Genomic DNA, 23114 nt, shown 5'->3' on the forward strand with positions numbered 1-23114 from the left:
GCCAGAAATCTATTCCAACCAAACAAGTTTTCGATTTCTTGCGCATTATATGTCGTTTCTGGTCGACTTACTGATCGTCAACCTGTTCGTATATTTTTTCCCGTTGCAGTTTGAGTTGCCGATACTCTTCCACTGCTATATAACCCTCGCTTGGCTACTGATTTCCCTGAGCATATCTTTTTACCGGATTTTTCCCTATACCAAAGTCACACAGGTTCTACGGCTGTTGGCCCGGCAGTTTTTCTTTTATTTCCTTATTCTCTATGCTTTTATAGGGTTTTTCAAACAACCCAGTATGAGCAGGTTGGCCCTGGCACAATACGCGGCCCTTGTTTTCTTTTCAATCAGCATCATCAAACTGATCATTTATTTCCTGCTGTTGAGTTACCGCGAAAAATTTCGGAGCAGTTTGCAGAATGTTGTGATTATCGGCAAGAATAAAAAAACCGACCAGTTGATCCACGTCTTTAACACCCGCAAGGATTATGGGTATAATTTTCTCAAACAATTTTTCCCCAACGAAGAAGGGTTTGATTTGCGCCAGTGCTTCGAGTATATCGTGTCCAACAATGTGAATGAGATTTATTGCTCGGTTTCAGAGTTGCGAAACAGCGAGATCGTGGAGATTATCAATTTTGCCGATAATAACCTCAAGACCCTGAAGTTTCTTCCGGACAATAAGAACATCTATGCCAAGAAACTCAAGCTAGAGTACTACGACTACCTACCCATCCTCTCCTTGCGCGACATTCCTCTGCATAACCCAATCAATGCCTTTGTCAAACGCTCTTTTGACATTGCCTTTAGCCTGGTCATGGTATTTGGGGTGTTGATCTGGTTAACCCCGCTTTTGGCCATCCTGATCCGCTTGGAATCTAAAGGGCCGTTGTTCTTTGTCCAGAAACGCACCGGATTGGACAACAAGGAATTCTACTGCTATAAGTTCCGCTCTATGGCAATGAACAAGGATGCGGACCGGATGCAGGCAGGGAAAAACGATATGCGGGTCACCCGTATCGGGAAGTTTATCCGGAAAACCAGCATCGACGAGCTGCCTCAGTTCTACAACGTGTTGTTTGGGAATATGTCCGTGGTGGGTCCCCGGCCTCATATGCTGAAACACACGGATGAGTACGCGAGCAAGGTGGACAAATACATGGTCCGTCATTTTATCAAGCCCGGGATAACGGGCCTGGCCCAGGTGCGCGGTTACCGGGGGGAGATCGAACGGGATTCGGATATTCAGAACCGGATCAAATTCGACATCTTCTATATCGAGAACTGGTCTTTCCTGCTAGACCTTAAGATCATCGTACAGACGGTCCTGAATCTGTTCAAGGGGGAGGACAAGGCGTATTAGACGCCTTTATTCCGCAAAACTTTACATCGGGGGTGGTCCGGGAAGCAGTAGAAGGCAAGATGGGATGCCCGGCATGGCCCGAAGGCGGAAAACGAGTACTTTTATCCCTTAATTGAGTTGTTAGTCCAAAACTGTTGGCCGATAAGGGCGGATGTTGCTAATATTGCGCCTTCAGGAAGTACCTTTTAATAAAATTAGTACTACAATAAATGAAAGTATCAGTAATAGGAACCGGTTATGTTGGCTTGGTAACCGGAACGTGCCTCGCAGAGACGGGAAATGACGTGGTCTGCGTGGATATCGACGAGCTCAAGGTCAAGCGGATGCAGGACGGGGAAGTCCCGATTTACGAACCCCATCTGGACGTGTTGTTTGAGCGGAATATCAATGCGGGCCGGCTCACTTTCACCACTTCCCTGCAGGAAGGCCTGGCGCACGGCGAGATTGTGTTCCTGGCCCTACCTACCCCGGAGGATGAGGACGGATCTGCCGACCTGAAATATGTGTTGGGGGTCGCCGATGAAATCGGGAAACTGATCACCGACTATCGCGTCATCGTGGACAAGAGCACCGTGCCGGTAGGGACCTCGGACAAGGTCCGGGATGCCATCGCCAAAAATGCAAAATGCGATTTCGACGTGGTATCCAATCCGGAATTCCTCCGCGAGGGATTTGCCGTCGACGATTTCCTGAAACCCGAGCGGATTGTGGTGGGCTCCAGCTCCCCCCGTGCCACGGAACTCATGGAGAAACTCTATAAGCCTTTTGTGCGCTCTGGGAACCCGGTGATCATCATGGATGAAAGGTCTGCGGAACTGACGAAATACGCGGCCAATTCCTTCCTGGCCACCAAGATTACCTTCATGAACGAGATCGCAAATTTCTGTGAGCTTGTCGGTGCCGATGTGGACAAGGTCCGTATCGGTATGGGGACTGACTCGCGGATCGGGAAACGGTTCCTCTTCCCCGGTATCGGATACGGGGGATCCTGTTTTCCCAAGGATGTGAAGGCGCTTCATAAGTCCGGCAAGGACTCCGGCTACGATTTCCAGATCCTGGAATCCGTCATCGATGTCAACCAGAAGCAGAAGACGGCCCTCATCCCCAAGATCCTGAAGTATTTCGGCGACGACCTCAGCGGGAAGCGCATCGGTATTTGGGGGTTGGCATTCAAGCCGGAAACAGACGATATCCGGGAGGCCCCTGCCCTTTATATCATTGATGAGCTGCTGGCAGCAGGCGCAGAGGTAACTGCCTTTGACCCGGAAGCCATGGAAAACGTCAAGCGCAAGGTGGGGGATGCCATTTCCTTTGCCCCCGGCATGTACGGGGCAGTCGAAGACATGGATGCCCTGGTGATCTGTACGGAGTGGAGCGTTTTCCGCAACCCGAATTACGAGATGGTCAAAGAGCTGATGAAGGCACCGGTCGTATTTGACGGCAGGAACCTGTATGATGTTGGGGAAATGAAGGAACGCGGGTTCCATTACGAATCCATCGGGCGCGCATAGTTGCGGGCCGCTCATTAACTAAATAAAAAAACAGGTGAAACGTATTCTAATTACCGGTGCTGCCGGTTTCCTCGGATCGCATTTGTGCGACCGATTTATCGCCGAAGGCTACCATGTTATTGCCATGGACAACCTGATTACCGGTGACCTCAAAAACATCGAACACCTGTTCCGGCACGAAAACTTTGAGTACTACCACCACGATGTGACCAAGTTCGTGCATGTCCCGGACAAACTGGACTACATCCTGCATTTTGCCAGCCCGGCCAGCCCGATCGATTACCTGAAGATCCCCATCCAGACACTGAAGGTAGGCGCCCTGGGCACGCACAACCTGCTTGGGCTTGCCAAGGAGAAAAACGCGCGGATCCTGATTGCCTCCACTTCCGAGGTGTATGGAGACCCCCTGGTGCACCCACAGACGGAGGAATACTACGGGAATGTGAATACCATCGGCCCCCGGGGGGTCTACGACGAGGCAAAGCGCTTCCAGGAGTCCATTACCATGGCTTACCACCGTTTCCACGGGCTGGAGACCCGGATTGTCCGGATATTCAATACCTATGGCCCGCGGATGCGCCTGAACGACGGGCGGGTAATCCCGGCATTTATGGGACAGGCCCTGAGAGGCGAGGACCTGACGGTATTCGGGGACGGGTCACAGACCCGGTCCTTCTGTTACGTGGATGACCAGGTAGAGGGGATTTACCGACTGCTGCTTTCGGACTATGAACTGCCCGTGAACATCGGCAACCCGCATGAGATTACCATCAGGGATTTTGCCGAGGAGATCATCAAGCTTACCGGTACCGACCAGAAGATCGTCTACAAGCCGCTTCCGAAGGACGACCCCATGCAACGGCAACCGGACATCACCAAGGCACGGGAGATCCTGGGCTGGGAACCCAAAGTGGGCCGCGAAGAAGGCATGAAGAAGACCTTCGATTATTTCAAGACGCTCTCCCGTGAGGACCTGGAGCGGAAGGAGCACCGGGATTTTTCACAGCGCAACCGGCGTTGAAACTGGGCTACTTCTTTTATCTTATCCGGCATGTGCATCGCCAGCCAGCAGGCGTGACAGATTTCCATCCCGAATAAGCGACCTGTTTGGGATGCATCCCCTATTTTTGCCGAAAACACCAACACATGAACATCCTGGTTCTGGGCTCAGGCGGCCGCGAACACGCCCTGGCGTGGAAATTGAGACAAAGCCCCTCCGTAAAGGGCCTATTTGTGGCACCCGGGAATGCCGGGACGGCAGCGGTTGCGACCAACCTGCCCCTGGCCGTCGATGATTTTGACGGGATCGCCCAAAAAGTCAAAGCGCATGGCATCGACATGCTGATTGTGGGGCCTGAGGTCCCTTTGGTAAAGGGGATCAGCGATTTCTTCCTAAACCACCCCGAATTGTCGGGGCTCCCCGTAATCGGCCCTTCAAAGGCCGCTGCCCAGCTGGAAGGCAGCAAGGAATTCGCCAAGGCCTTTATGAGCCGGCACGGGATCCCCACGGCTGCCTACGAGAGTTTCGGGCCCGGGGACCTGGAAGCCGGCTACCGTTTCCTGGAGTCCCTGAAGCCGCCCTATGTACTCAAAGCCGACGGCCTGGCTGCCGGCAAGGGCGTGGTGATCCTCGATGACCTGGATGCGGCAAAAGCGGAGCTGCGGTCAATGCTGGTCGAGGCTAAATTTGGCGAGGCGAGTGCCCGGGTGGTAATCGAGGAGTTCCTTTCGGGTATCGAGTTGAGCTGCTTTGTCCTCACCGATGGCAAAAACTACAAGATCCTGCCCACCGCCAAAGATTACAAGCGGATCGGGGAAGGGGACACCGGCCTGAATACCGGGGGGATGGGGGCGGTTTCGCCCGTGCCTTTTGCAAAGGGGGCTTTTATGGAGAAAATCGAGGCCCGGATCATCCGGCCCACCGTGGAGGGCCTGCAACAGGAAGGCCTGCCCTATGTGGGCTTTATCTTTATCGGCCTGATCCGGGTGGGGGAAGACCCTTTTGTAATCGAATACAATGTGCGCATGGGCGACCCGGAAACCGAAGTGGTTATCCCGCGCATCGAATCCGACCTGGCAGAACTCATGAGTGCCACCGCCAAGGGCCGGCTGGATGAGGTGGAGTTAAAAGTGCGGGATGAGTCGGCAACTACCGTCGTTATGGTTTCCGGGGGGTACCCCGGCAGTTACGAAAAGGGCCACGTTATTTCCGGGCTGGACTTGGCAGGGGAAAATGCCGTGGTGTTCCACGCCGGGACGCAACGGGACGACAAGGGGAATGTGGTGACCAACGGGGGCCGGGTGCTGGCCGTAACGGCCTACGGAAAGGACTTCACGGAGGCCCTGGAAGGCTCCTACAAGGCCGCAGGGCAACTTTCTTTCCAGGACGCCTACTACCGCAGGGATATCGGTTTCGACCTCTGAGGAGGCTTAAAAGCGGGTTTGGCGGGAATACTACAGGTAGGAGTGGGAGGTAATGCTGTGGTCCTCTTCTCCACGGACATCGAAAATACGCAATTGGCGAAGCCAGTAGACCATGGCAACCATCCCGATAATCACGAATATCCAGTTGACGGCGTTGGAAGTCCACCAGTTGGACAGGAACCTGAAGAAGTCGTAAGGGGCGAACAGGTGATTGACAAATAAATCTTCGATCCCTTCAAAAAAAGCTCTCATAGTGCCTATATTTACCTTGCAAACATACGAAAACCAGCGATGATTTCAAGCGTTTTTGGCAAAACTAAACCCGTCAACTACATCCTGGTCCTCGCCTTCCTCTTCCTGCTTTACGCAATCGTACTATTCTTCCGGTTCGACCGGGAAATCAGCCTGGAAACCCTCCCCATGGATGTGCTCGGGGGTGTTGCCCTCCTGCTGAGCATCCTGCTGATGAATTTCATCGTCCAGCGCAACCAGTTGACGGGGGCACACTCCTTTGTGATCTACTTTTTTGCCTTGCTGGTACTGCTTTTCCCGGAATCCCTGCTGGACCGGCAGGCCCTGGTAGCCAACCTCTTTGTGCTCCTGGCGCTGCGCCGGCTCATCAGCCTCAAATCGCTCCGGAACGTGAAATCCAAGATCTTTGACGGGACGTTGTGGATCCTGGTGGGCAGCCTGCTGGTAGACTGGGTGCTGCTGTTTTTGTTGCTGCCCTGGCTCTATGTCTATTTTTACGACCCCCGGAGCCTGAGAAACTGGCTGAACCCACTGGCAGCCGTGGTGGTCGTGGGGCTGATAGCCACCGCCATCCTCATGCTGGCCGGCATCCCGGATTTTATGACCAGCCATTACCGGTTGCGGTGGGAGGGCACGGTGGAATACTGGTCCCAATGGCGGAATGCCGTAAAACTGAGCCTCTACGTCATGGTGATACTCATTGCCGGATTCATAGCCTTTCTCAAATTGGGGAAGGCAGGGCACGGCCGGATCGTGGTGATGCGGCTTCTGGCTATCTCGCTGCTCATCGGGATTGCCGTGGTGATGCTCCGCAGCGGTACCCGCGGGAGCCCTATTGTCCTGACCTTTTTCCCGGCAGCTGTTTTCCTCTCCAAATACATCGAATCGGTACGAAAGGAAAAATTCCGGGAAGGCCTGCTCATCGGTTCCCTGGTTTTCGGGTTGGTGGTCTTTGCATCGGAATGGGCCGTCCGGTGAGGGGCGTTCGGCAGGCGAGCAGGGACCTCAGTCGGTAGGGCAAAGAACAGACGGGTTGCCAAATAAGCGGTATCTTTGCCGAAACTGCAGCCTATGTTCAGTGACTTCGCCTTTGGCATTTTTGAGGAAAGTATCGGCAAATACCACGAAGCGGACCGGGTAGACCAGCCCAGGGTGAACCCCTATGAAACGGGGAGCATCGAATACCTGCTTTACCTGAAGAACTGGATCGACACCGTGCAATGGCATTTTGAGGACCTGATCCGTGACCCGGGCATCGACCCGGCGGAGGCCCTGGAGCTCAAGCGGAAGATCGATGCGAGCAACCAGGAGCGCACGGACCTCGTGGAGTATATCGACAGTTATTTCCTGAATAAATACCAATCGGTTTCTGCAAAGGAATCTGCAACCATCAACACGGAAAGCCCTGCCTGGGCCATTGACCGCCTTTCCATCCTGGCCCTGAAGATCTACCACATGCGGGAAGAGGCGCAGCGGGAGGATGCCAGTAGGGATCACCGGGAGGCCTGCCGGAAAAAACTTAACGTGCTGCTCGAACAGCAAAAGGACCTCTCCACCGCCATTGACCAGCTGCTCGCCGATATCGAAGCCGGGAAGAAATACATGAAGGTGTACAAACAGATGAAGATGTACAACGACGAGGAGCTAAATCCGGTACTTCGTGAACGGAAGCACTAAGCCACATTTGCTCCTCCTGCGATTCTCGGCCCTGGGCGATGCCGCCATGGTTGTCCATGTGATTCTGTCCCTGCAACGAAAATACCCCGGGATCCGGCTTACGGTGGCAACCAAACCAGCTTTTTTACCCGTTTTTGAAGCCGTCCCCGGCGTACAGGGATTTCATGTACAGACCCGCGGCCGGCACAAGGGCCTTTCCGGGCTCTGGAAATTACACCGGGAATTGCTCGCCCAGAACCCGGATGGCATTGCCGACCTGCATGCGGTACTCCGCACCCGCATCCTGCGGTTCTTTTTCGGGGCATACCCGATCCCCGTGGCGGTGTTGGACAAAGGCAGGCAGGAAAAGCGCCGGCTAACGGCTGCCACCGGCAAGCGCTGGAAACCGCTAAAAAGCACGCACCAGCGGTATGCGGACGTATTGGCCCGGCTCGGGTACCCCATTGAGATGGAGCCGGGGGATGTATTGCAAAAAGCGGCCTGGCCCGCAGATATGGGCCTGCCCCAACCGCCTGCAGCTGTTAAGAAAATAGGCCTGGCCCCCTTCGCCGCCCACCCGGGCAAATGCTATCCGGAAGACCTGATAAAAGAAGTATTGGCAAAACTGTCCGGGGAACCGGAAATACGTGTCTTCCTTTTTGGGGGTGGCCCGGAGGAAAGCGAAAAGCTGCGCCTGTGGGAGGCTGCCTTCGGGAATTGTGTGTCCGTGGCCGGAAGGGGTAGCCTCAGCCAGGAACTCCGGCTTATTTCCAACCTGGACCTGATGGTCTCCATGGACAGTGGGAACGGCCACCTGGCTGCGTTATACGGGGTCCCTGTGCTGACCCTCTGGGGAGTGACCCACCCCTATACCGGTTTCGCGCCTTTTGGCCAGCCCCCGGAGCATTCCCTAATGGCAGACCGGGATATGTATCCGCAGATCCCCACCTCCGTTTACGGAAACAAGGTACCGGAGGGTTACCACCGGGTAATGGAAACCATCCCCCCCGAAACGGTTTGTGGTAAAATCCTGGAAATCCTGGGCCCGGGAGGCCCGGGTCAGGCCAGGACGACCGGGGAAAGGGAACGGAAATAGTAGCGCAGCTGCTGGATATAGTTGTATCGCAACATTTTGCAGTTTCCGGTAACCATCAGGCTGCGGATTCCGAAATAACCCGAAATAATAAAGGCTGCTGCCCCTTCGCTGTCGATATGGCGCTCGACAAACCCGTCGGTTTTCCCTCTCTGCAGGGCCGTGACGATATTTACCTCCCAAACTTTAACGATATCGGTGAGATAGCGGGTGATCTTCTCGTTCCGCCCATTGAATTCATTAAGGAAGTTGGAAAGTACAAATCCGTAGTCCAGGTCATTGAACTCTGCCGTTTTCAAGGCGTCGTCCAGGCAGATTTCGATGGCCCGCAACGGGTTTTCCTCCCCTTCTATGGGTTCTATCAGCATGCTGTACACCTTCCTGAAAACCAGGTTCTGCACGATACTGATAAAAAACTCCTCCTTGGACTGGAAATGGTAATAAAATGCCCCCTTGGATAAATTGAGGGATTTCAGGATGTCGTCGATACTGGTGTTGTAATAGCCCTGGGCATAAAACAGGTCGAGCCCGGACTTCTGCATGCGGTTCATGGTCGCCATGCGCTTGAGGTTCTTGTCCATAATGTAAGATTTTGGGTAACCGACTAATCGGTCGTTAACAAAGAACTTACGGATTGGCACCACCCGGGGTTTTATAAGATGAATTCCGGAAAAATATCGACCACCGGTAAAAATCCCGACGAAAAGCGCGTTTTGAAAAACCGGTTACCGACCGGGCGGTCGGTTCAACGGCCTGATTTTTTGGTTGACCGGGCGTGGGTTTCAGCGTTTTCAGGTCGGTTTTTAAGGTGCCCGCCGTGTGATTTTAAAAAAATTTTAGCACTGACACCCGGGTATCTGGCACAGGATTTGTCCCTTATGGGATGCAAAAAAACGGATAGAATTAAACTGAAGTATTAAACTTAATTGAATACAAAAAATGAAAAAGCACATTCTCAACCAGACGCAACGGACCTATTTGTTGTCCGCCCTGATTGCGTTGTTGGTAAGCCTGGCGGTGATCGGGCTGGACAACTGGCAGCGCCCTGCTGACATAACGATTGAACGGGCCCCGGACTCCCTTCAAAAGCCGGTCCTCTACACGGCCGATAAGGAAGGGAACATCACGCCCCTGGATTTTACCGAAACCACCAAAAAGGTGTTGGATGCCGTGGTGCACATCACCTCCAGGGGCACCCAGCCCTATGGCCAGAACTACCGGCAGTTGCCGGACCCGTTTAAGGAATTCTTCCGCGACAGCCCTTTTGGCCGGTATTTTGATTCGCCCGGGGGGGAAACTCCTCAGGAACGGGCACCTGAAGCCGGTACCCCGGAAGAGCTGCCCCGGATCGGGACGGGTTCCGGCGTAATCATCAACAAAGACGGGTATATCGTGACCAATAACCACGTCATTGCCCAGGCCGATGAAGTAGAAGTGACCCTGCACAACAACGAGACCTATGAGGCCAAGGTTATCGGGGTGGACCCCACGACGGATCTCGCCCTGCTCAAGATCGATGCCGCGGACCTCAAAACCCTGGCGCTTGTAAACTCCGATGATGTCGAGGTAGGGGAATGGGTGCTGGCCATCGGCAACCCGTTCAGCCTGAATTCGACCGTAACGGCAGGCATCGTCAGTGCCAAGGCCCGGAATATCAATATCAACCGGGAAGAACTGGCGGTAGAAAGTTTTATTCAGACGGATGCGGCCATCAACCCCGGCAACAGCGGGGGCGCCCTGGTCAACCTCAACGGCGACCTGATCGGCATTAACACGGCCATCGCCAGCCGGACGGGCAGTTACAGCGGATATGGCTTTGCCGTGCCCAGCAATATTGTCTCCAAGGTAGTGGAAGACCTGCTGGAATACGGAAATGTGCAACGGGGTATCCTGGGCGTGCGCATCCAGAACCTGGATGGCCGTCTGGCCGAGGAAAAGGGCATTGACCTGGTCCCCGGCGTCTATGTGGCTTCCGTAAATGAAGGCAGCGCAGCCGAGCAGGCCGGGATACAGGCCGGAGACGTTATAACCGCCGTCAACAAAAAGCCCGTGGCGAGCTCCCCCCGCCTCCAGGAACTGATCGCCGGTTTCCGGCCAGGGGATGAGGTGGATATTATGCTCCTCAGGGACGGCAAATCCCGGAAAATCGGGGTTACCCTCAAGGATTCCGCCGGGGTTGCTGCGGTAGTTGCCCGTACGGATCGGGAACTGTTTAACCGCCTGGGCGCGGAACTGAGCACCCTGAACCCTGAAAAAGCCGCCGATCTGGAACTCGATGGAGGGGTGGAGGTGACCCGCCTTTACCCGGGGCTCCTCCGGCAGGAGACGCGGATGCGGGAAGGATTTATCGTTACCCGCGTCAACGGGAAAGAGGTCAGGAGCCTGGAAGATTTCCGGGAGGAACTCGAAAAAAGCAGGGACGGGGGCGTCATGCTCGCAGGACGCTATCCGGACAGCCCTAAAATGTATTATTACGCCTTTGGGTTGGATTCCTGACATGGATTAGCCATTTTAGGAAAGCCGCTGGCAAAAGAATTCGTTCCGGTAGCCTGCGGCTTTTATATTTGCAGCAAATCCAATAAGGCTTATGGACTATCCAGGGGCTTCAGAGTCCGGTATCGTATTTTCCGGCGGTGGCGTTCGGGGCATGGCGCATATTGGCCTGGTAAAGGCCCTCCGGGAGCATGACATCACCCCCCAATGGGTGGCCGGAAGCAGTGTCGGGGCCCTGGTCGGCGCCATGTATGCCGATGATATTTCCATAGACGGGATGCTGTCTTTCTTTAAGGAAACCCCGCTCTTCCGGTATAACTTCTTCAGTATTAGCAAACCAGGATTTATAGATACCGATCGGTATCACAAACTGTTTGAAGCCTACTGGCCTGCGAATTCCTTCGAGGCCCTGAAGCGCAGGCTCTATGTGGCCGCGACCAACCTGAACAAGGGACAGGAGGCCTTTTTCCAATCCGGCGAGCTTATCCGGCCCCTGCTTGCATCCGCCGCCCTGCCCCCGATCTTCAGCCCGGTAAAGATGGGCAATACGCTGTATGCAGACGGGGGGATCATGAACAACTTCCCGCTGGAACCGATTGCCCCGCACTGCCGGTACGTCATCGGGAGCAATGTTGCCGTGATCGGGGAGTTGGGTACCCGGGATATCCGGTCTTCTCTACAGCTGACCAACAGGACCACCGCCCTGATGATCTATGCCATCAACCGGGACAAAATACAGAGCTGCAACCTCATATTTGAGCCCCCGGAACTCGAGCGGATCGGGGTGCTGGATAAAAAGGGGATCGAGCGGGCGTACCGGATCGGGTACGAGCACGCCATGCGGGTGCTCGGGAACCCATCGCGCGAACCACAAGGTATAACACAAGAGAAAAAATAAGGGGAACCACAAGAGGACGCGCAAAAGGAACCAATTCCAGAAGCCCCAAAAATACAAAGCTTTTGATCAGACGTCGTCGTAATCCACGGTGAGCTCGCCGGAAGTGGGGTGTGCCTGGCAGGTGAGGATCAGGCCTTCTTCAATTTCCGAATCGGTCAGGATCTGGTTTTTGGCCATTTTTGCATTGCCCTCCCGGATACGCGCAATACAGGTGCTGCAGATACCGCCCTGGCAGCTGTAGGGGGCATCGATTTTGGCCGCAAGCACCGCATCGAGCACCACCCCTTTCCGGTCCATGGTCAGTTCGTGGGTTTCGTCGTCCAGTACCACTTTCAGGCGGGTCATCCCCTCCAGCTCCTGGCTCAGGGGATCCTCCTCCCCGGAGGTTGTAAAGAGCTCGTGGAACACCTGTTCCCTGGCGGCCCCGTTTTCCAGGAGGGTTTCCTCCACGGCCCGGATCATGGGTTCGGGGCCGCAGATATAATACCGGTCAAACTGCAGGTCCCGGTGTTTGTTCTTCGTGATAAAATTGACCGTGCTCTTTTCGATCCGCCCAAAAAGGGTTTCGTCGTAGCGGCTACGGCTGTAGATGTCGTGCAATACAAACCGATCGGCATATTTTTCCTGCAATTCGCGGATTTTTTCCAGGAACATGGTCTCCTCCCGGCTGCGGTTCCCGTAGACTAGCACCGCCTTGCCTTCCGGGTCCGATTCCAGTGCGGTTTGCAGGATGCTCATTACCGGGGTAATGCCACTGCCGGCAGCAAAAGCGATCAGGTTTTTCCCCGTCCCCCCCTTTTCGTAGATAAACCGGCCCTGCGGGGGCATGACCTCCAGGACGTCACCGGCCTTCAGGGTCTCATTGGCAAATTCCGAGAATTTACCCCCTTTGACCTGCTTGATACCGATGGTGAGTTCCGGCAAACCGGGTATGGACGAAATGGAATAGGCCCGGTGGTTTTCCCTGCCGGTTTTTTCGGAGCGGACGGTGATATACTGACCCGCCTTGAAATCGAAGGTATCCCGGAGTGCGGTGGGTATTTCGAGGCTTACCGCCACCGATTCGGGGGTGAGCCTGTCAATTCTGGAAACTTTCAGGGAGTGAAAATCGCTCATGGACAAAATTTTTGTGCAAAACTAAGCATTGGCGTACTTTCAGGGGCGAATTCACCCGCTTTTTCTTCCCGTCTGTAACAAATCCTGCAATTCGGGGACTAAACGAAACGAACTGTCAGACCAACCCATGTTCAAACATTTTATCCGGCTCCAGTGGAAGGCTTTTTTCCGGTCGGCCTCCTTTAAAACCGAAATCTGGTTCAAGATCCTGATGGCGATCGGCGCCCTCTACTTTATCCTGGTCTTCCTGAGCCTGGGGGTAGGGGCCTATTTCATCATCGAGAAGTCCGGCCTGGGCGATCCGCTGCGGGTCGTCAACCAGTTCCTGATCTATTACCTCGTCGCGGACCTGTACATGCGCTATATGCTGCAGAAAATGCCGGTGCTCAATATCCGGCCACTGCTATATCTGCCCGTCTCCAAGGCCAGTGTTGTCCGCTTCTCCCTGGGCAAGACGGTTTTGTCCTTTTTCAACATCAGCCATGCCTTCTTCTTTGTGCCGTTTTCCGTGGTCCTCCTGATCAAGGGCTACCCTGCAGCTTCCGTGATCTCCTGGCACCTGGCCTGCCTGGCCCTTATCTTCACGAATAACTTCCTGAATATCCTGATCAACAACGTGGACCGCATCTTCTACCCGCTGATTGCGGTCCTGGCCCTTTTGGGCATTGCCCAGTATTACGGTTGGTTTGACGTTACTGCCTATACCGCCCCGGTCTTTGACCTGTTCTACGACCAACCCTGGACGGCCGTATTGCCCTGGCTGTTGCTGGGGGCCGCCATGTGGGGGGCGTTCAGTTATTTTAAAAAGCATATGTACCTGGATGCGGGCCTGGCCACCAAAAAGTCGGTCGGGAAGACGGAGGACTATACCTGGCTCAACCGGTTCGGGAACCTGGGCACATTCCTGAAGAACGACATCAAACTGATCAAACGGAACAAACGTTCCAAGACCACCGTCCTGATGAGCGTACTGTTCATTTTTTACGGGCTGCTGTTCTTTACCGGGGGCCTGGAGGTCTACGAAAGCCCCGTATGGCGGATATTTGCCGGCATCTTTGTTTCCGGGGGCTTCCTTTTCAGTTTCGGGCAGTATGTCCCGAGTTGGGACAGTTCCTATTATCCGCTGATGATGAGCCAGAACATCCAGTACCGGGAATACCTGAGTTCCAAATGGTGGCTGATCGTCATCGCGACGGGGATCAGCACCGTGCTGGCGGCCTTTTACCTCTACTTTGGCTGGGAGGCCTACCTGGCAGTCCTGGTGGGCGCAGTCTACAACATCGGGATCAATTCCTACCTGGTCCTTTGGGGCGGGGCGTATATCAAAACCCCCATCGACCTGACTTCCAACAAGAAAGCCTTTGGGGATAAACAGGCGTTCAACGTAAAAACCCTGTTGCTGACCATCCCCAAGCTACTGCTGCCGCTGCTGGTATACTGGCTGGGCGCCTTTTTCCTGGGCGACACGGCCGGGTTCATCCTGGTTGCACTGGTCGGGGTCCTCGGCTTTGCCTTCAAGGAGCGGGTCTTCCGGATGATTGAAAAGATCTATAAAAAAGAAAAATACAAAACCCTGCTTGCCTACAAGCAGAAAGCCTGAGCCTATGATACACGCGGAGAACCTCACCAAAAAATACGGCAGCCAGACCGTCCTCGATATCGAAAGCCTCGAAATCCCCAAAGGCCAGAGTTTTGGGCTGGTGGGCAACAACGGGGCAGGTAAGACCACCCTGTTCAGCCTGCTGCTGGACCTGATCGAACCCACTACGGGAAGCATCACCAGCAACGGGGTGCCCGTGCGCAACAGCGAGGCATGGAAACCCTTCACCTCCGCATTTATCGATGAAACCTTCCTGATCGGCTACCTTACCCCCGAGGAATATTTTTATTTCATCGGGGAATTGAGGGGCCAGAGCCGGGCCGATGTGGATGCGCTCCTGTCGGGCTTCACCGATTTTTTCCACGGAGAAATCCTGGGCCAGAAGAAATACCTGCGGGACCTCTCCAAGGGGAACCAGAAAAAAGTGGGCATTGTGGCGACTTTTATCGGGTCGCCGGAGGTGGTGATCCTGGACGAGCCCTTTGCCAACCTGGACCCTACCACCCAGATCCGGCTCAAGAAGATCATCCGCGAACTGGCTGCCCAAAGGGAGGTTACCGTACTGGTATCCAGCCACGACCTGATCCACGTGACGGAGGTCTGCCAGCGGATCGTGGTACTGGAGAAGGGAAAAATCGTCCGGGACATCGAAACCACCCCGGAAACCCTGCAGGAACTCGAGTTGTTTTTTGCCGGGGAAACGCCCTGATCCGGTAACGGGAAACCACCCAATCCGCATCCGGGCAGGACCCTACTCCAATAAATGTGCCTCCGGCATACTAAAACCGGGCATTTCCAGTTTTGTTTACATACGAATACCGGGAAATTTGAAGCTTCGTCTGGCATTTTTTAACGGCCTGCTGCTAGCAGCAGGGTTATTCTGGGGCTGCTCGACAAAGAAAGACACCTTCGTCAATCGCAACTGGCATGCCCTGAATACCAAATACAACGTACTCTACAACGGCGATCTCGCCTTCGAAGAGGGACGGGAGGAACTCAATGCCTCCTACCGGGATAATTACTGGGAGATACTGCCCGTGGAACGCCTGCAGGTATCCGGTGAGGTGAAGCTGGACTCCGAGGACAACAACCCCAACTTCCTGCGCGCCGAGGAGAAAGCGGCCAAGGCCATCCAGAAACACAGCATGGATATTTCGGACCGGGAGCGGAACCCGCAGACCGATGAGGCTTTCCTGCTCCTGGGAAAGGCCCGGTACTTCGACGAGCGCTATATCCCGGCACTGGAGGCCTTCAATTACGTGCTCCAGAAATACGAGGCCAGCGACAAGCGGGCCGAGGCGCGGATCTGGAGGGAAAAGACCAATATCCGGCTGGGCTACGAACAGCTGGCCGTCAAAAACCTGAAGCAGTTATTTAAGTACCTCAAGCTCAGCGATCAGGAGTATGCCGATGCCCGGGCCATCATGGGGCAGGCCTATATCAACCTCAACCACCCGGACACTGCCCTGCAACAGCTTAAAACCGCCGCAGCCTATACCCGCAAGAACGAGGAGCGCGGCCGGTACCTGTTTATCATCGGCCAGTTATTCAACCAACTGGAGTATCCGGACAGTGCCAATGTCGCATTTGACAAGATCATTGCGATGAACCGGAAGATCCCCAGGGTCTACCTGATCAATGCCCACCTGAAAAAGATACAGAACACGGAACTGGATGCCGGCAATACCGATTTTGTGCTGGAATACCTCACCGACCTCGAGGAGAACCGCGAAAACCGGCCTTTCCTGGACAAAATTTACCGGCAGCTGGCCGAATTCCACAACAGCCAGGGGAACGATAGCCTGGCGGTCCGGTATTACAACCAGTCACTCCGGGCCGCGGACGGCGACCGGGTGATCAACGCCTTCAATTACACGGACCTGGCCGATTATTACTTTGACCGCAATGACTACCGCCCCGCAGGGGCTTATTACGACAGCGTCCTGCTCAACCTGGAGGAAAACACCCGCGAATTCCGCGCCATCCTCAAGAAACGGGAGAATCTGGACGATGTGATCGCCTATGAGGATATTGTGCAGCAGGCAGACAGCGTCATCACCCTCTATGAGATGGAGCCCGTACAGCGGCAGATTTATTTCCAGACGTATATCGACTCCATCCGGGCCCTGGACGAGGCGGAGGCGGCCCGGAAGGAACGCCAGGCCAATGCCGGGTTCGAGGCTTTTGCCCAGAGCCCCGGTGGCAAGGCTAACCAGGGCAAGTTCTATTTCTACAACATCACCAGCCTGGGGTATGGAAAAACTGCTTTTACCAACAAATGGGGCGAGCGGGAGCTCGAGGATAACTGGCGGTGGAGCAACCGGAACCGGCTGCTTGCTACTGCGGAGGATGGGGAGGCCCTGGCAACCGCATCGGCAGACCCCGCCGACCTGCCGGTAGAGCAGAAATACAACCTGGATTTTTACCTGGAGCGGGTCCCGACCGATGCAGGGATTATCGACAGTTTGCGCAGGGAGCGGAATTTTGCCAATTACCAGCTGGGCCTGATCTACAAGGAAAAATTCAAGGAACTCCTGCTGGCCGCGGGCAAATTGGAACGGGTGCTGGCTTCCGACCCGGAGGAGCGGCTGGTACTGCCTTCCAAATACAATTTATTCAAGATCTACCAGGAGGTGGGCAGCCCCCTGGAGGCAAACATGCGGGAGGATATTATCCGGAACCACCCGGAATCGCGCTATGCGGCCATCCTTACGAACCCGGAGATCGAGCTGGCAGCTTTGGAAAACAGTCCCCAGTCCCGGTACGGGGAACTCTACAAGGCCTTTGAAGACCAGCGGTACCTGGAGGTGATTACCGGCACCGAAGAAAGCATTTCAAGGTACACCGGGGACCCGATCGTGCCCAAGCTCGAATTGCTGAAGGCCAGTGCCATCGGTCGCCTGCAGGGCTTTGAGGACTTTAAGGAGGCCCTGAATTACGTGGCCCTGAATTACCCGAACACCGAGGAAGGCCGCAAAGCCCAGCAGATCATTGCCGATCAGCTGCCCCAGCTGGAATCCACGGAATTCACGGATAACCTCAGTGCCCCGGGCACCCAGAACTGGAAGGTCGTCTTCCCGTTTAAACGGTTTCAGGAAAAGGAAGCCGTGGCCCTGAAGGAAAGACTGGAAAAGGCCATCAAGGAACTGGCCTATCGCAACCGGGTTTCCCGGGATATCTACAACCTGGAAGACCAGTTCGTGGTGGTACATGGTTTCCGCTCCAGGGATTTTGCCCTGGGCTTTGTGGAACTTTTAAAAAACAACCGGGATTACCGGATTGATAATGAGAATTTTGTAATTTTGTCGGCCAACTATAAGGTTGTGCAAATCCATAAAAATATCGAGGCTTACCGCAGTCAGCTTCAAACCCCAAAACCTTAAACCCCATGTTTTCAGACAACAAAAAACCTAGGACTATGAGCGAGATCGGAGGACAACCCAACAGGATCGAAAAGAACACCAAAATCAAAGGAGACATTATCTCCGAAGCCGACTTCCGGATCGACGGGAAACTGGACGGCAACGTCAAGACTTCTGGCAAAGTGGTCATCGGGAAGGACGGCTATATCCACGGGAAGGTGGAATGCGTCAACGCCGATATCGAGGGCAGCTTCAATGGCGAATTGCTGGTAAGCGACCTGCTTTCCCTGAAAAACACAGCGGTTATTGAAGGGACGGTACATGTTTCGAAGTTATCCGTTGAACCCGGGGCAACCTTCAACGCCTCCTGCAGCATGAAAGGCAAAGGCGGCCTGGGCAGCAGTTCTTCGGCTTCCGTGGCTTCCACCCCGGGCGTAAAGACCGCTGCGGATTCGCAGGCGAATTCCGGAGAGCGTGCCAAAGCGTCCTGACCCAAATAAAGGCAACAACCCGCTCCGGCAGGTTGCCGTCCTTTCAGGGATCGCCATTGAGATGGGGGTTATCATCTACCTGGCGGCCCGCGGCGGCATGTGGCTGGACGACCACTACGGAATGGAAAAACGATTGTTTACAGCCGGCTGCACCATCCTCGGCGTAGCCCTCTCCCTTTGGGTGGTACTGCGGCAGATCAGGCGGTTTAACCCATGACCCGGACCGATGGCTTCCTGTTGCGCTTCACCCTCCTGCTGACTACCCTGCTCGGGGCAGCCTATGCCACCCATAGTTGGATCCGCGCCCAAAACGGCCTGGACCCCTCCGGCGATTTGCTCCCGGCTTCCTACATCCTCAATTACCTCCTGGCGGCTGGCATTGTCTGGTGCCTCTACATTTTCAGGCGGAAAATCCGGCAGCAGATCGGCTTCCTCTTCATCGGCGGCAGCCTGCTGAAGTTCCTGGCATTTTTTATATTCCTCTACCCCACCTACCAGGCAGACGGCGAGATGTCCCGCACCGAATTTGCCTCCTTTTTCATCCCCTACCTGATTGCCCTGCTGGCAGAGACCTATTTCACGGCAAAAATCCTCCGCGATCTGGAAAAGCAAGACAGCCCCTAACTCCCGGCTGCAGCGGCCTAAAATAAAATGCAATTGCTTTTTTCTTTTTAGAGGAATAGCTTACATTTGCACCGATTTTTAGCGACCTCAAGATTAGAGCAACATGCGAATCCATTTTCTGAGCAAAATCCTGGCCCTTACCGCTTTATTCTGCAGTATCGGGCTCTCTGCCAAAGAAAACGCCCAAACGGAAGAAACGCCCCAGGGAACCAAGGCCGAGATCAAGGCATATATCGAACACCACCTGCAGGATTCGCACGATTTCTCGCTTTATTCCTACACGAATGACCAGGGAGAACACGTTTACGTGGGCTTCCCCCTGCCGGTCATCCTCTGGGACGACGGCCTGAAGATATTTTCCTCCTCCCGGTTCCACCATGGGGAGGAAGTCGCCGAGGTGGACGGAAATTACTACGCCCTGCACCACAGCAAGATCTACAAGACCGATGCCTCCGGCGAATTGAACATGGATGCGGAAGGCCACCCGATCAATGTAAAACCCCTGGACCTGTCCATTACCAAAAGCGTTGTCATGATGCTGGTAACCGGCCTGCTGCTCATCTGGCTGTTCAGCAGCCTGGCCCGCAGCTATGCCAAAAACGGCGGGCTGCCTTCCGGGATCGGACGGTTCTTCGAGCCCATCGTGCTCTATATCCGGGACGACATCGCCATCGCCAATATCGGGGAGAAGAAATACAAGCGGTACATGCCCTTCCTGCTGACCGTCTTCTTCTTTATCTGGTTCCTGAACATGTTCGGGCTTACCCCGCTGGGGGTGAATGTCACCGGGAATATCGCCGTGACCACGGCCCTGGCCATCCTGGTTTTCCTGCTCACCAATTTCACGGGGACCAAAGACTACTGGAAACACATCTTTGACCCGCTCGGGGACGGCATGCCCTGGTATGGGAAAATCGTTATCTACATTATCCTGGTGCCGATCGAGATTCTCGGCCTCTTTATCAAGCCCTTTGCCCTGCTGATCCGTCTCTATGCGAACATGACGGCCGGCCACGTGGTACTGATGAGCCTGATCGGGCTGATATTCATATTCAAAAGCTGGGTCGGTGGCCCGCTTTCATTTGGCCTGAGCTTTGCCATCTCCCTGATCGAGGTGCTGGTGGCCCTGTTGCAGGCTTATATCTTCACCATGCTGGCGGCGCTGTATTTTGGCTTTGCGGCCGAAGAGCACGACCACGGCCATGGTGATGAAACGGAACTGGCGCATCTCTAGGGGTGCAGTAGTAGTTGAATTGTTTAATTCTTTAATAATTATTTTATGGAAATTCCAAGTGTAGTAGGTGCAGGACTCGCCGTAATCGGAGCCGGTATCGGTATCGGTATGATCGGTGGACGTGCCATGGAAGCGATTGCCCGTCAGCCTGAAGCCTACGGAAAGATTCAAACAGCGATGCTGATTGCAGCGGCGCTTATTGAAGGGATTGGTTTCGCCGCGATTTTCGCTGGCTAGACCCAACCAAAACCAGGGCAACCCCAACGGTTGGTTGGGGTTGTCATGGTAATTCGGAATCATAGAATAAACCGACGACAATGGAGAAATTAATCAACGAATTTTCATTTGGCCTGTTTTTCTGGCAGATCTTCCTGTTCATCCTGTTGCTGATCCTGCTCCGCAGGTTCGCCTGGAAGCCCATCCTGAATGCGGTGAACGACCGGGAGGAAGGGATTAAAAATGCCCTTGCCGCAGCCGAAGAAGCCAAAAAAGAAATGCAGAACGTCACTGCAGACAGCGAAAAGCTGCTGCAGCAGGCACGGGCCGAGCGCGAATCCATGCTGAAAGAGGCCCGCCAAATCAAGGAAAAAATGATCGCCGACGCGAAGGAGCAGGCCCAGGTGGAGGGGGATAAGATGATCCGGGCAGCCCAACAGAGCATCGAAGGCGAGAAAAAGGCGGCCATCGCCGATATCAAGAACCAGGTGGCGTCCCTTTCGGTGGAAATTGCCGAGAAGGTGCTGCGGGAGCAACTAGACAACAAAGACAGGCAGCTGAAACTGGTTGACAGCCTGGTGGACGACATTAAACTGCGTTAAGAAATGAGCGAAGCACGTGCAGCCTCCCGGTATGCCAAGGCGGTCCTTGACCTGGCCCTGGAACAGAAAAAGGCGGGAGAGGTGGAAAACGACATGCGGAAGGTACTGGATACCATTTCCGGCAGCGAGAACCTGCGCGAGGTGCTTTCCAGCCCGGTGCTGACGACCTCCGAAAAGGAGTCTGGCCTCGGGGCGGTCTTTGCGGATACCGAAAAGCTGACTAAAAAATTGTTTTCCCTCCTGGCAGAGAACAAGCGGGTGGGCATGCTCGATGAGGTTGCCCGCCAGTACCTGGCCCAGTACGAAATGATCAGGGGACAGGACGTGGCCCATGTGACCACGGCGGTGCCCATGACCCCGGCCCTTGAAAAAAAGGTGCTGGCGCAACTCAAATCCATTACCGGCAAGGAGGTTACCCTCCAGCATGCCGTAGACCCGGAATTGATCGGCGGGTTTGTCCTGCGGGTGGGTGACCTGGAATACAATGCGAGCATTGCGAGCAAGCTCGGGAATTTGAAAAGAGAATTAATTCAGAAATAAGTAACCCGGTCCGCCCCGGTGGGACGGATCGCCTTTTTATCATAGAAAAATGGCTGGAATCAAAGCTGCTGAAGTATCAGCAATCTTAAAGAAGCAATTATCCGGATTTGATGCATCCGCCACGCTGGACGAGGTGGGTACCGTACTCCAGGTGGGGGATGGTATTGCCCGCGTCTATGGATTGGCCAATGCCCAGTATGGGGAATTGGTGGAATTTGACGGCGGGCTCGAAGGGATCGTCCTCAACCTGGAAGAAGACAACGTGGGAGTCGTACTCCTTGGCCACTCCCGGGAAATCGGCGAGGGGACTACCGTAAAAAGGACCCAGCGGATTGCCTCCATCAACGTGGGCGAGGGTATCGTCGGACGGGTGGTGGACACCCTGGGAACCCCGATCGACGGGAAAGGGGCCATTACCGGAGAGACCTTTGAAATGCCGCTGGAGCGCAAGGCGCCCGGGGTTATCTTCCGTCAGCCGGTAAACGAACCCCTCCAGACCGGGGTAAAGGCGATCGATGCGATGATCCCGATCGGACGGGGCCAGCGGGAGCTGGTGATCGGCGACCGGCAGACCGGTAAGACCACCGTCTGCATCGATACCATCATCAACCAGAAAGAATTTTACGATGCCGGGGAGCCCGTTTACTGTATCTACGTGGCTATCGGCCAGAAGGCGTCCACAGTAGCGAATATCGCCAAGACCCTGGAGGATAAAGGCGCCCTGGCATACACCACCATCGTGGCAGCCAACGCCTCCGACCCCGCCCCCATGCAGGTATACGCCCCGTTTGCGGGCGCAGCCATCGGGGAGTACTTCCGGGATACCGGCCGGCCGGCCCTGATTATTTACGATGACCTTTCCAAGCAGGCGGTTGCTTACCGGGAGGTTTCCCTGTTGCTTCGCCGCCCGCCGGGACGTGAAGCCTACCCCGGGGACGTTTTCTACCTGCACTCCCGCCTATTGGAGCGCGCGGCCAAGGTAATTGCCGACGACCAGATCGCCAAGGATATGAACGACCTGCCGGACGTATTGAAGGACAAAGTAAAAGGCGGCGGGTCCCTGACGGCCCTGCCGATTATCGAGACGCAGGCAGGCGACGTTTCTGCCTATATCCCGACCAACGTGATCTCCATTACCGACGGACAGATCTTCCTGGAGCAGGACCTCTTCAACCAGGGGGTTCGCCCGGCGATCAACGTGGGTATATCGGTTTCCCGTGTAGGGGGATCGGCCCAGATCAAGTCAATGAAGAAGGTGGCCGGTACGCTGAAGCTCGACCAGGCCCAGTTCCGGGAACTTGAGGCGTTTGCCAAGTTTGGCTCTGACCTGGATGCCGCCACCCTGAACGTGATCGAGAAAGGTCGCCGCAACGTGGAGATCCTGAAACAAAACCAGAACGACCCCTTTACCGTGGAGGACCAGGTGGCGATCATCTACGCAGGTTCCAAAAACCTGCTGCGCGACGTGCCGGTAGACAAGGTAAAGGAGTTTGAGCGGGATTACCTGGAGTTCCTGAACGCGAAACACCGCGACGTGCTGGACGCGCTGAAAGCCGGGAAACTGACCGACGAGACTACCGACACGCTGACGGCTGTCTGCAAGGACCTGGCCGCGAAATACAAAGGCTGATAACGGGTTGCG

Annotated in this window: 23 protein-coding genes; 20 read left to right on the top strand and 3 right to left on the bottom strand. The window is 54.9% G+C overall.

All coding sequences use genetic code 11. The features are described from left to right. The first annotated feature begins 49 nt into the window (after positions 1-49). From H7F20_RS02755 to purD, 4 genes are all read left to right on the top strand, one after another. Positions 50-1360 carry an undecaprenyl-phosphate glucose phosphotransferase gene (locus tag H7F20_RS02755; RefSeq protein WP_370588462.1) on the top strand — a complete coding sequence of 437 codons (1311 nt, stop codon included), beginning with the start codon at positions 50-52 and terminating at the stop codon, positions 1358-1360. A gap of 209 nt (positions 1361-1569) precedes the next feature. Continuing rightward, positions 1570-2871 (top strand): UDP-glucose/GDP-mannose dehydrogenase family protein, encoded by a 1302-nt coding sequence (locus H7F20_RS02760; protein ID WP_185784605.1) that lies wholly within the window; start codon positions 1570-1572, stop codon positions 2869-2871. Between the two features lie 34 nt (positions 2872-2905). Continuing rightward, the gene (locus tag H7F20_RS02765; protein WP_185784606.1) at positions 2906-3892 is read left to right on the top strand and encodes a UDP-glucuronic acid decarboxylase family protein; all 987 of its coding nucleotides are present in this window, start codon (positions 2906-2908) and stop codon (positions 3890-3892) included. Between the two features lie 125 nt (positions 3893-4017). Next, the gene (gene purD, locus H7F20_RS02770) at positions 4018-5295 is read left to right on the top strand and encodes a phosphoribosylamine--glycine ligase (protein WP_185784607.1); all 1278 of its coding nucleotides are present in this window, start codon (positions 4018-4020) and stop codon (positions 5293-5295) included. Between the two features lie 30 nt (positions 5296-5325). Here purD and H7F20_RS02775 read toward each other — a convergent pair whose 3' ends face one another. Next, positions 5326-5547: a uracil phosphoribosyltransferase gene (locus H7F20_RS02775; protein ID WP_185784608.1), complete on the bottom strand. Its 222-nt coding sequence runs from the start codon at positions 5545-5547 to the stop codon at positions 5326-5328. 39 nt (positions 5548-5586) lie between these two features. On the opposite strand from H7F20_RS02775, the gene H7F20_RS02780 reads away from it, so the two are divergent. The 3 genes from H7F20_RS02780 to H7F20_RS02790 all read left to right on the top strand — a co-directional run bounded on the left by H7F20_RS02780 (position 5587) and on the right by H7F20_RS02790 (position 8299). Next, complete coding sequence (locus H7F20_RS02780) at positions 5587-6525, top strand: DUF6427 family protein (RefSeq protein WP_185784609.1); 939 nt, start codon at positions 5587-5589, stop codon at positions 6523-6525. A 93-nt stretch (positions 6526-6618) separates the two neighbouring features. Then, the gene (locus tag H7F20_RS02785; RefSeq protein ID WP_185784610.1) at positions 6619-7224 is read left to right on the top strand and encodes a DUF4254 domain-containing protein; all 606 of its coding nucleotides are present in this window, start codon (positions 6619-6621) and stop codon (positions 7222-7224) included. Continuing rightward, positions 7208-8299, top strand: a complete 1092-nt coding sequence (locus H7F20_RS02790; protein ID WP_370588463.1) for a glycosyltransferase family 9 protein — start codon at positions 7208-7210, stop codon at positions 8297-8299. The genes H7F20_RS02785 and H7F20_RS02790 overlap by 17 nt, the downstream gene beginning before the upstream one ends. Here the strand turns inward: H7F20_RS02790 and H7F20_RS02795 are convergent. Further along, positions 8263-8877, bottom strand: a complete 615-nt coding sequence (locus tag H7F20_RS02795) for a TetR/AcrR family transcriptional regulator (RefSeq protein WP_185784611.1) — start codon at positions 8875-8877, stop codon at positions 8263-8265. The two genes, H7F20_RS02790 and H7F20_RS02795, sit on opposite strands and share 37 nt — an antisense overlap. A gap of 358 nt (positions 8878-9235) precedes the next feature. Between H7F20_RS02795 and H7F20_RS02800 the strand changes: the two genes are divergently transcribed. Together H7F20_RS02800 and H7F20_RS02805 are read left to right on the top strand one after the other, a co-directional pair. Further along, positions 9236-10792, top strand: coding sequence for a Do family serine endopeptidase (locus tag H7F20_RS02800; protein WP_185784612.1), 1557 nt, complete (start codon positions 9236-9238; stop codon positions 10790-10792). Positions 10793-10883: 91 nt separating this feature from the next. Then, entirely contained in the window at positions 10884-11687 is an 804-nt protein-coding gene (locus H7F20_RS02805; RefSeq protein WP_185784613.1) for a patatin-like phospholipase family protein, read from the top strand. A 66-nt stretch (positions 11688-11753) separates the two neighbouring features. Here H7F20_RS02805 and H7F20_RS02810 read toward each other — a convergent pair whose 3' ends face one another. Then, entirely contained in the window at positions 11754-12803 is a 1050-nt protein-coding gene (locus H7F20_RS02810; protein WP_185784614.1) for a ferredoxin--NADP reductase, read from the bottom strand. A 127-nt stretch (positions 12804-12930) separates the two neighbouring features. Here H7F20_RS02810 and H7F20_RS02815 point away from each other — a divergent pair, with 127 nt between their 5' ends. From H7F20_RS02815 to atpA, 11 genes are all read left to right on the top strand, one after another. Further along, positions 12931-14403: a DUF5687 family protein gene (locus H7F20_RS02815; RefSeq protein ID WP_185784615.1), complete on the top strand. Its 1473-nt coding sequence runs from the start codon at positions 12931-12933 to the stop codon at positions 14401-14403. A 4-nt stretch (positions 14404-14407) separates the two neighbouring features. Next, positions 14408-15112 carry an ABC transporter ATP-binding protein gene (locus H7F20_RS02820; protein ID WP_185784616.1) on the top strand — a complete coding sequence of 235 codons (705 nt, stop codon included), beginning with the start codon at positions 14408-14410 and terminating at the stop codon, positions 15110-15112. 118 nt (positions 15113-15230) lie between these two features. Continuing rightward, a complete protein-coding gene (locus tag H7F20_RS02825) occupies positions 15231-17786 on the top strand; it encodes a lipopolysaccharide assembly protein LapB (protein WP_185784617.1) in 2556 nt (851 codons plus the stop codon). A 5-nt stretch (positions 17787-17791) separates the two neighbouring features. Then, positions 17792-18256, top strand: coding sequence for a polymer-forming cytoskeletal protein (locus H7F20_RS02830; protein WP_185784618.1), 465 nt, complete (start codon positions 17792-17794; stop codon positions 18254-18256). Then, positions 18240-18473 (top strand): AtpZ/AtpI family protein, encoded by a 234-nt coding sequence (locus tag H7F20_RS02835; RefSeq protein ID WP_185784619.1) that lies wholly within the window; start codon positions 18240-18242, stop codon positions 18471-18473. Before H7F20_RS02830 ends, H7F20_RS02835 begins: the two co-directional genes overlap by 17 nt. After that, positions 18470-18880 carry a DUF6168 family protein gene (locus H7F20_RS02840; protein ID WP_185784620.1) on the top strand — a complete coding sequence of 137 codons (411 nt, stop codon included), beginning with the start codon at positions 18470-18472 and terminating at the stop codon, positions 18878-18880. The genes H7F20_RS02835 and H7F20_RS02840 overlap by 4 nt, the downstream gene beginning before the upstream one ends. Before the next feature lie 103 nt (positions 18881-18983). Next, positions 18984-20114, top strand: a complete 1131-nt coding sequence (atpB, locus tag H7F20_RS02845; protein ID WP_185784621.1) for a F0F1 ATP synthase subunit A — start codon at positions 18984-18986, stop codon at positions 20112-20114. Positions 20115-20159: 45 nt separating this feature from the next. Next, entirely contained in the window at positions 20160-20351 is a 192-nt protein-coding gene (gene atpE, locus H7F20_RS02850) for an ATP synthase F0 subunit C (RefSeq protein ID WP_015753297.1), read from the top strand. Between the two features lie 80 nt (positions 20352-20431). Continuing rightward, positions 20432-20932, top strand: coding sequence for a F0F1 ATP synthase subunit B (locus H7F20_RS02855; protein ID WP_185784622.1), 501 nt, complete (start codon positions 20432-20434; stop codon positions 20930-20932). Between the two features lie 3 nt (positions 20933-20935). After that, positions 20936-21472 carry an ATP synthase F1 subunit delta gene (gene atpH / locus H7F20_RS02860; protein WP_185784623.1) on the top strand — a complete coding sequence of 179 codons (537 nt, stop codon included), beginning with the start codon at positions 20936-20938 and terminating at the stop codon, positions 21470-21472. 49 nt (positions 21473-21521) lie between these two features. Then, entirely contained in the window at positions 21522-23102 is a 1581-nt protein-coding gene (atpA, locus tag H7F20_RS02865) for a F0F1 ATP synthase subunit alpha (protein ID WP_185784624.1), read from the top strand. The last annotated feature ends 12 nt before the right edge of the window (positions 23103-23114 follow it).

This window comes from Robiginitalea sp. SC105 (genome assembly GCF_014243345.1).
Lineage (GTDB): Bacteria > Bacteroidota > Bacteroidia > Flavobacteriales > Flavobacteriaceae > Robiginitalea.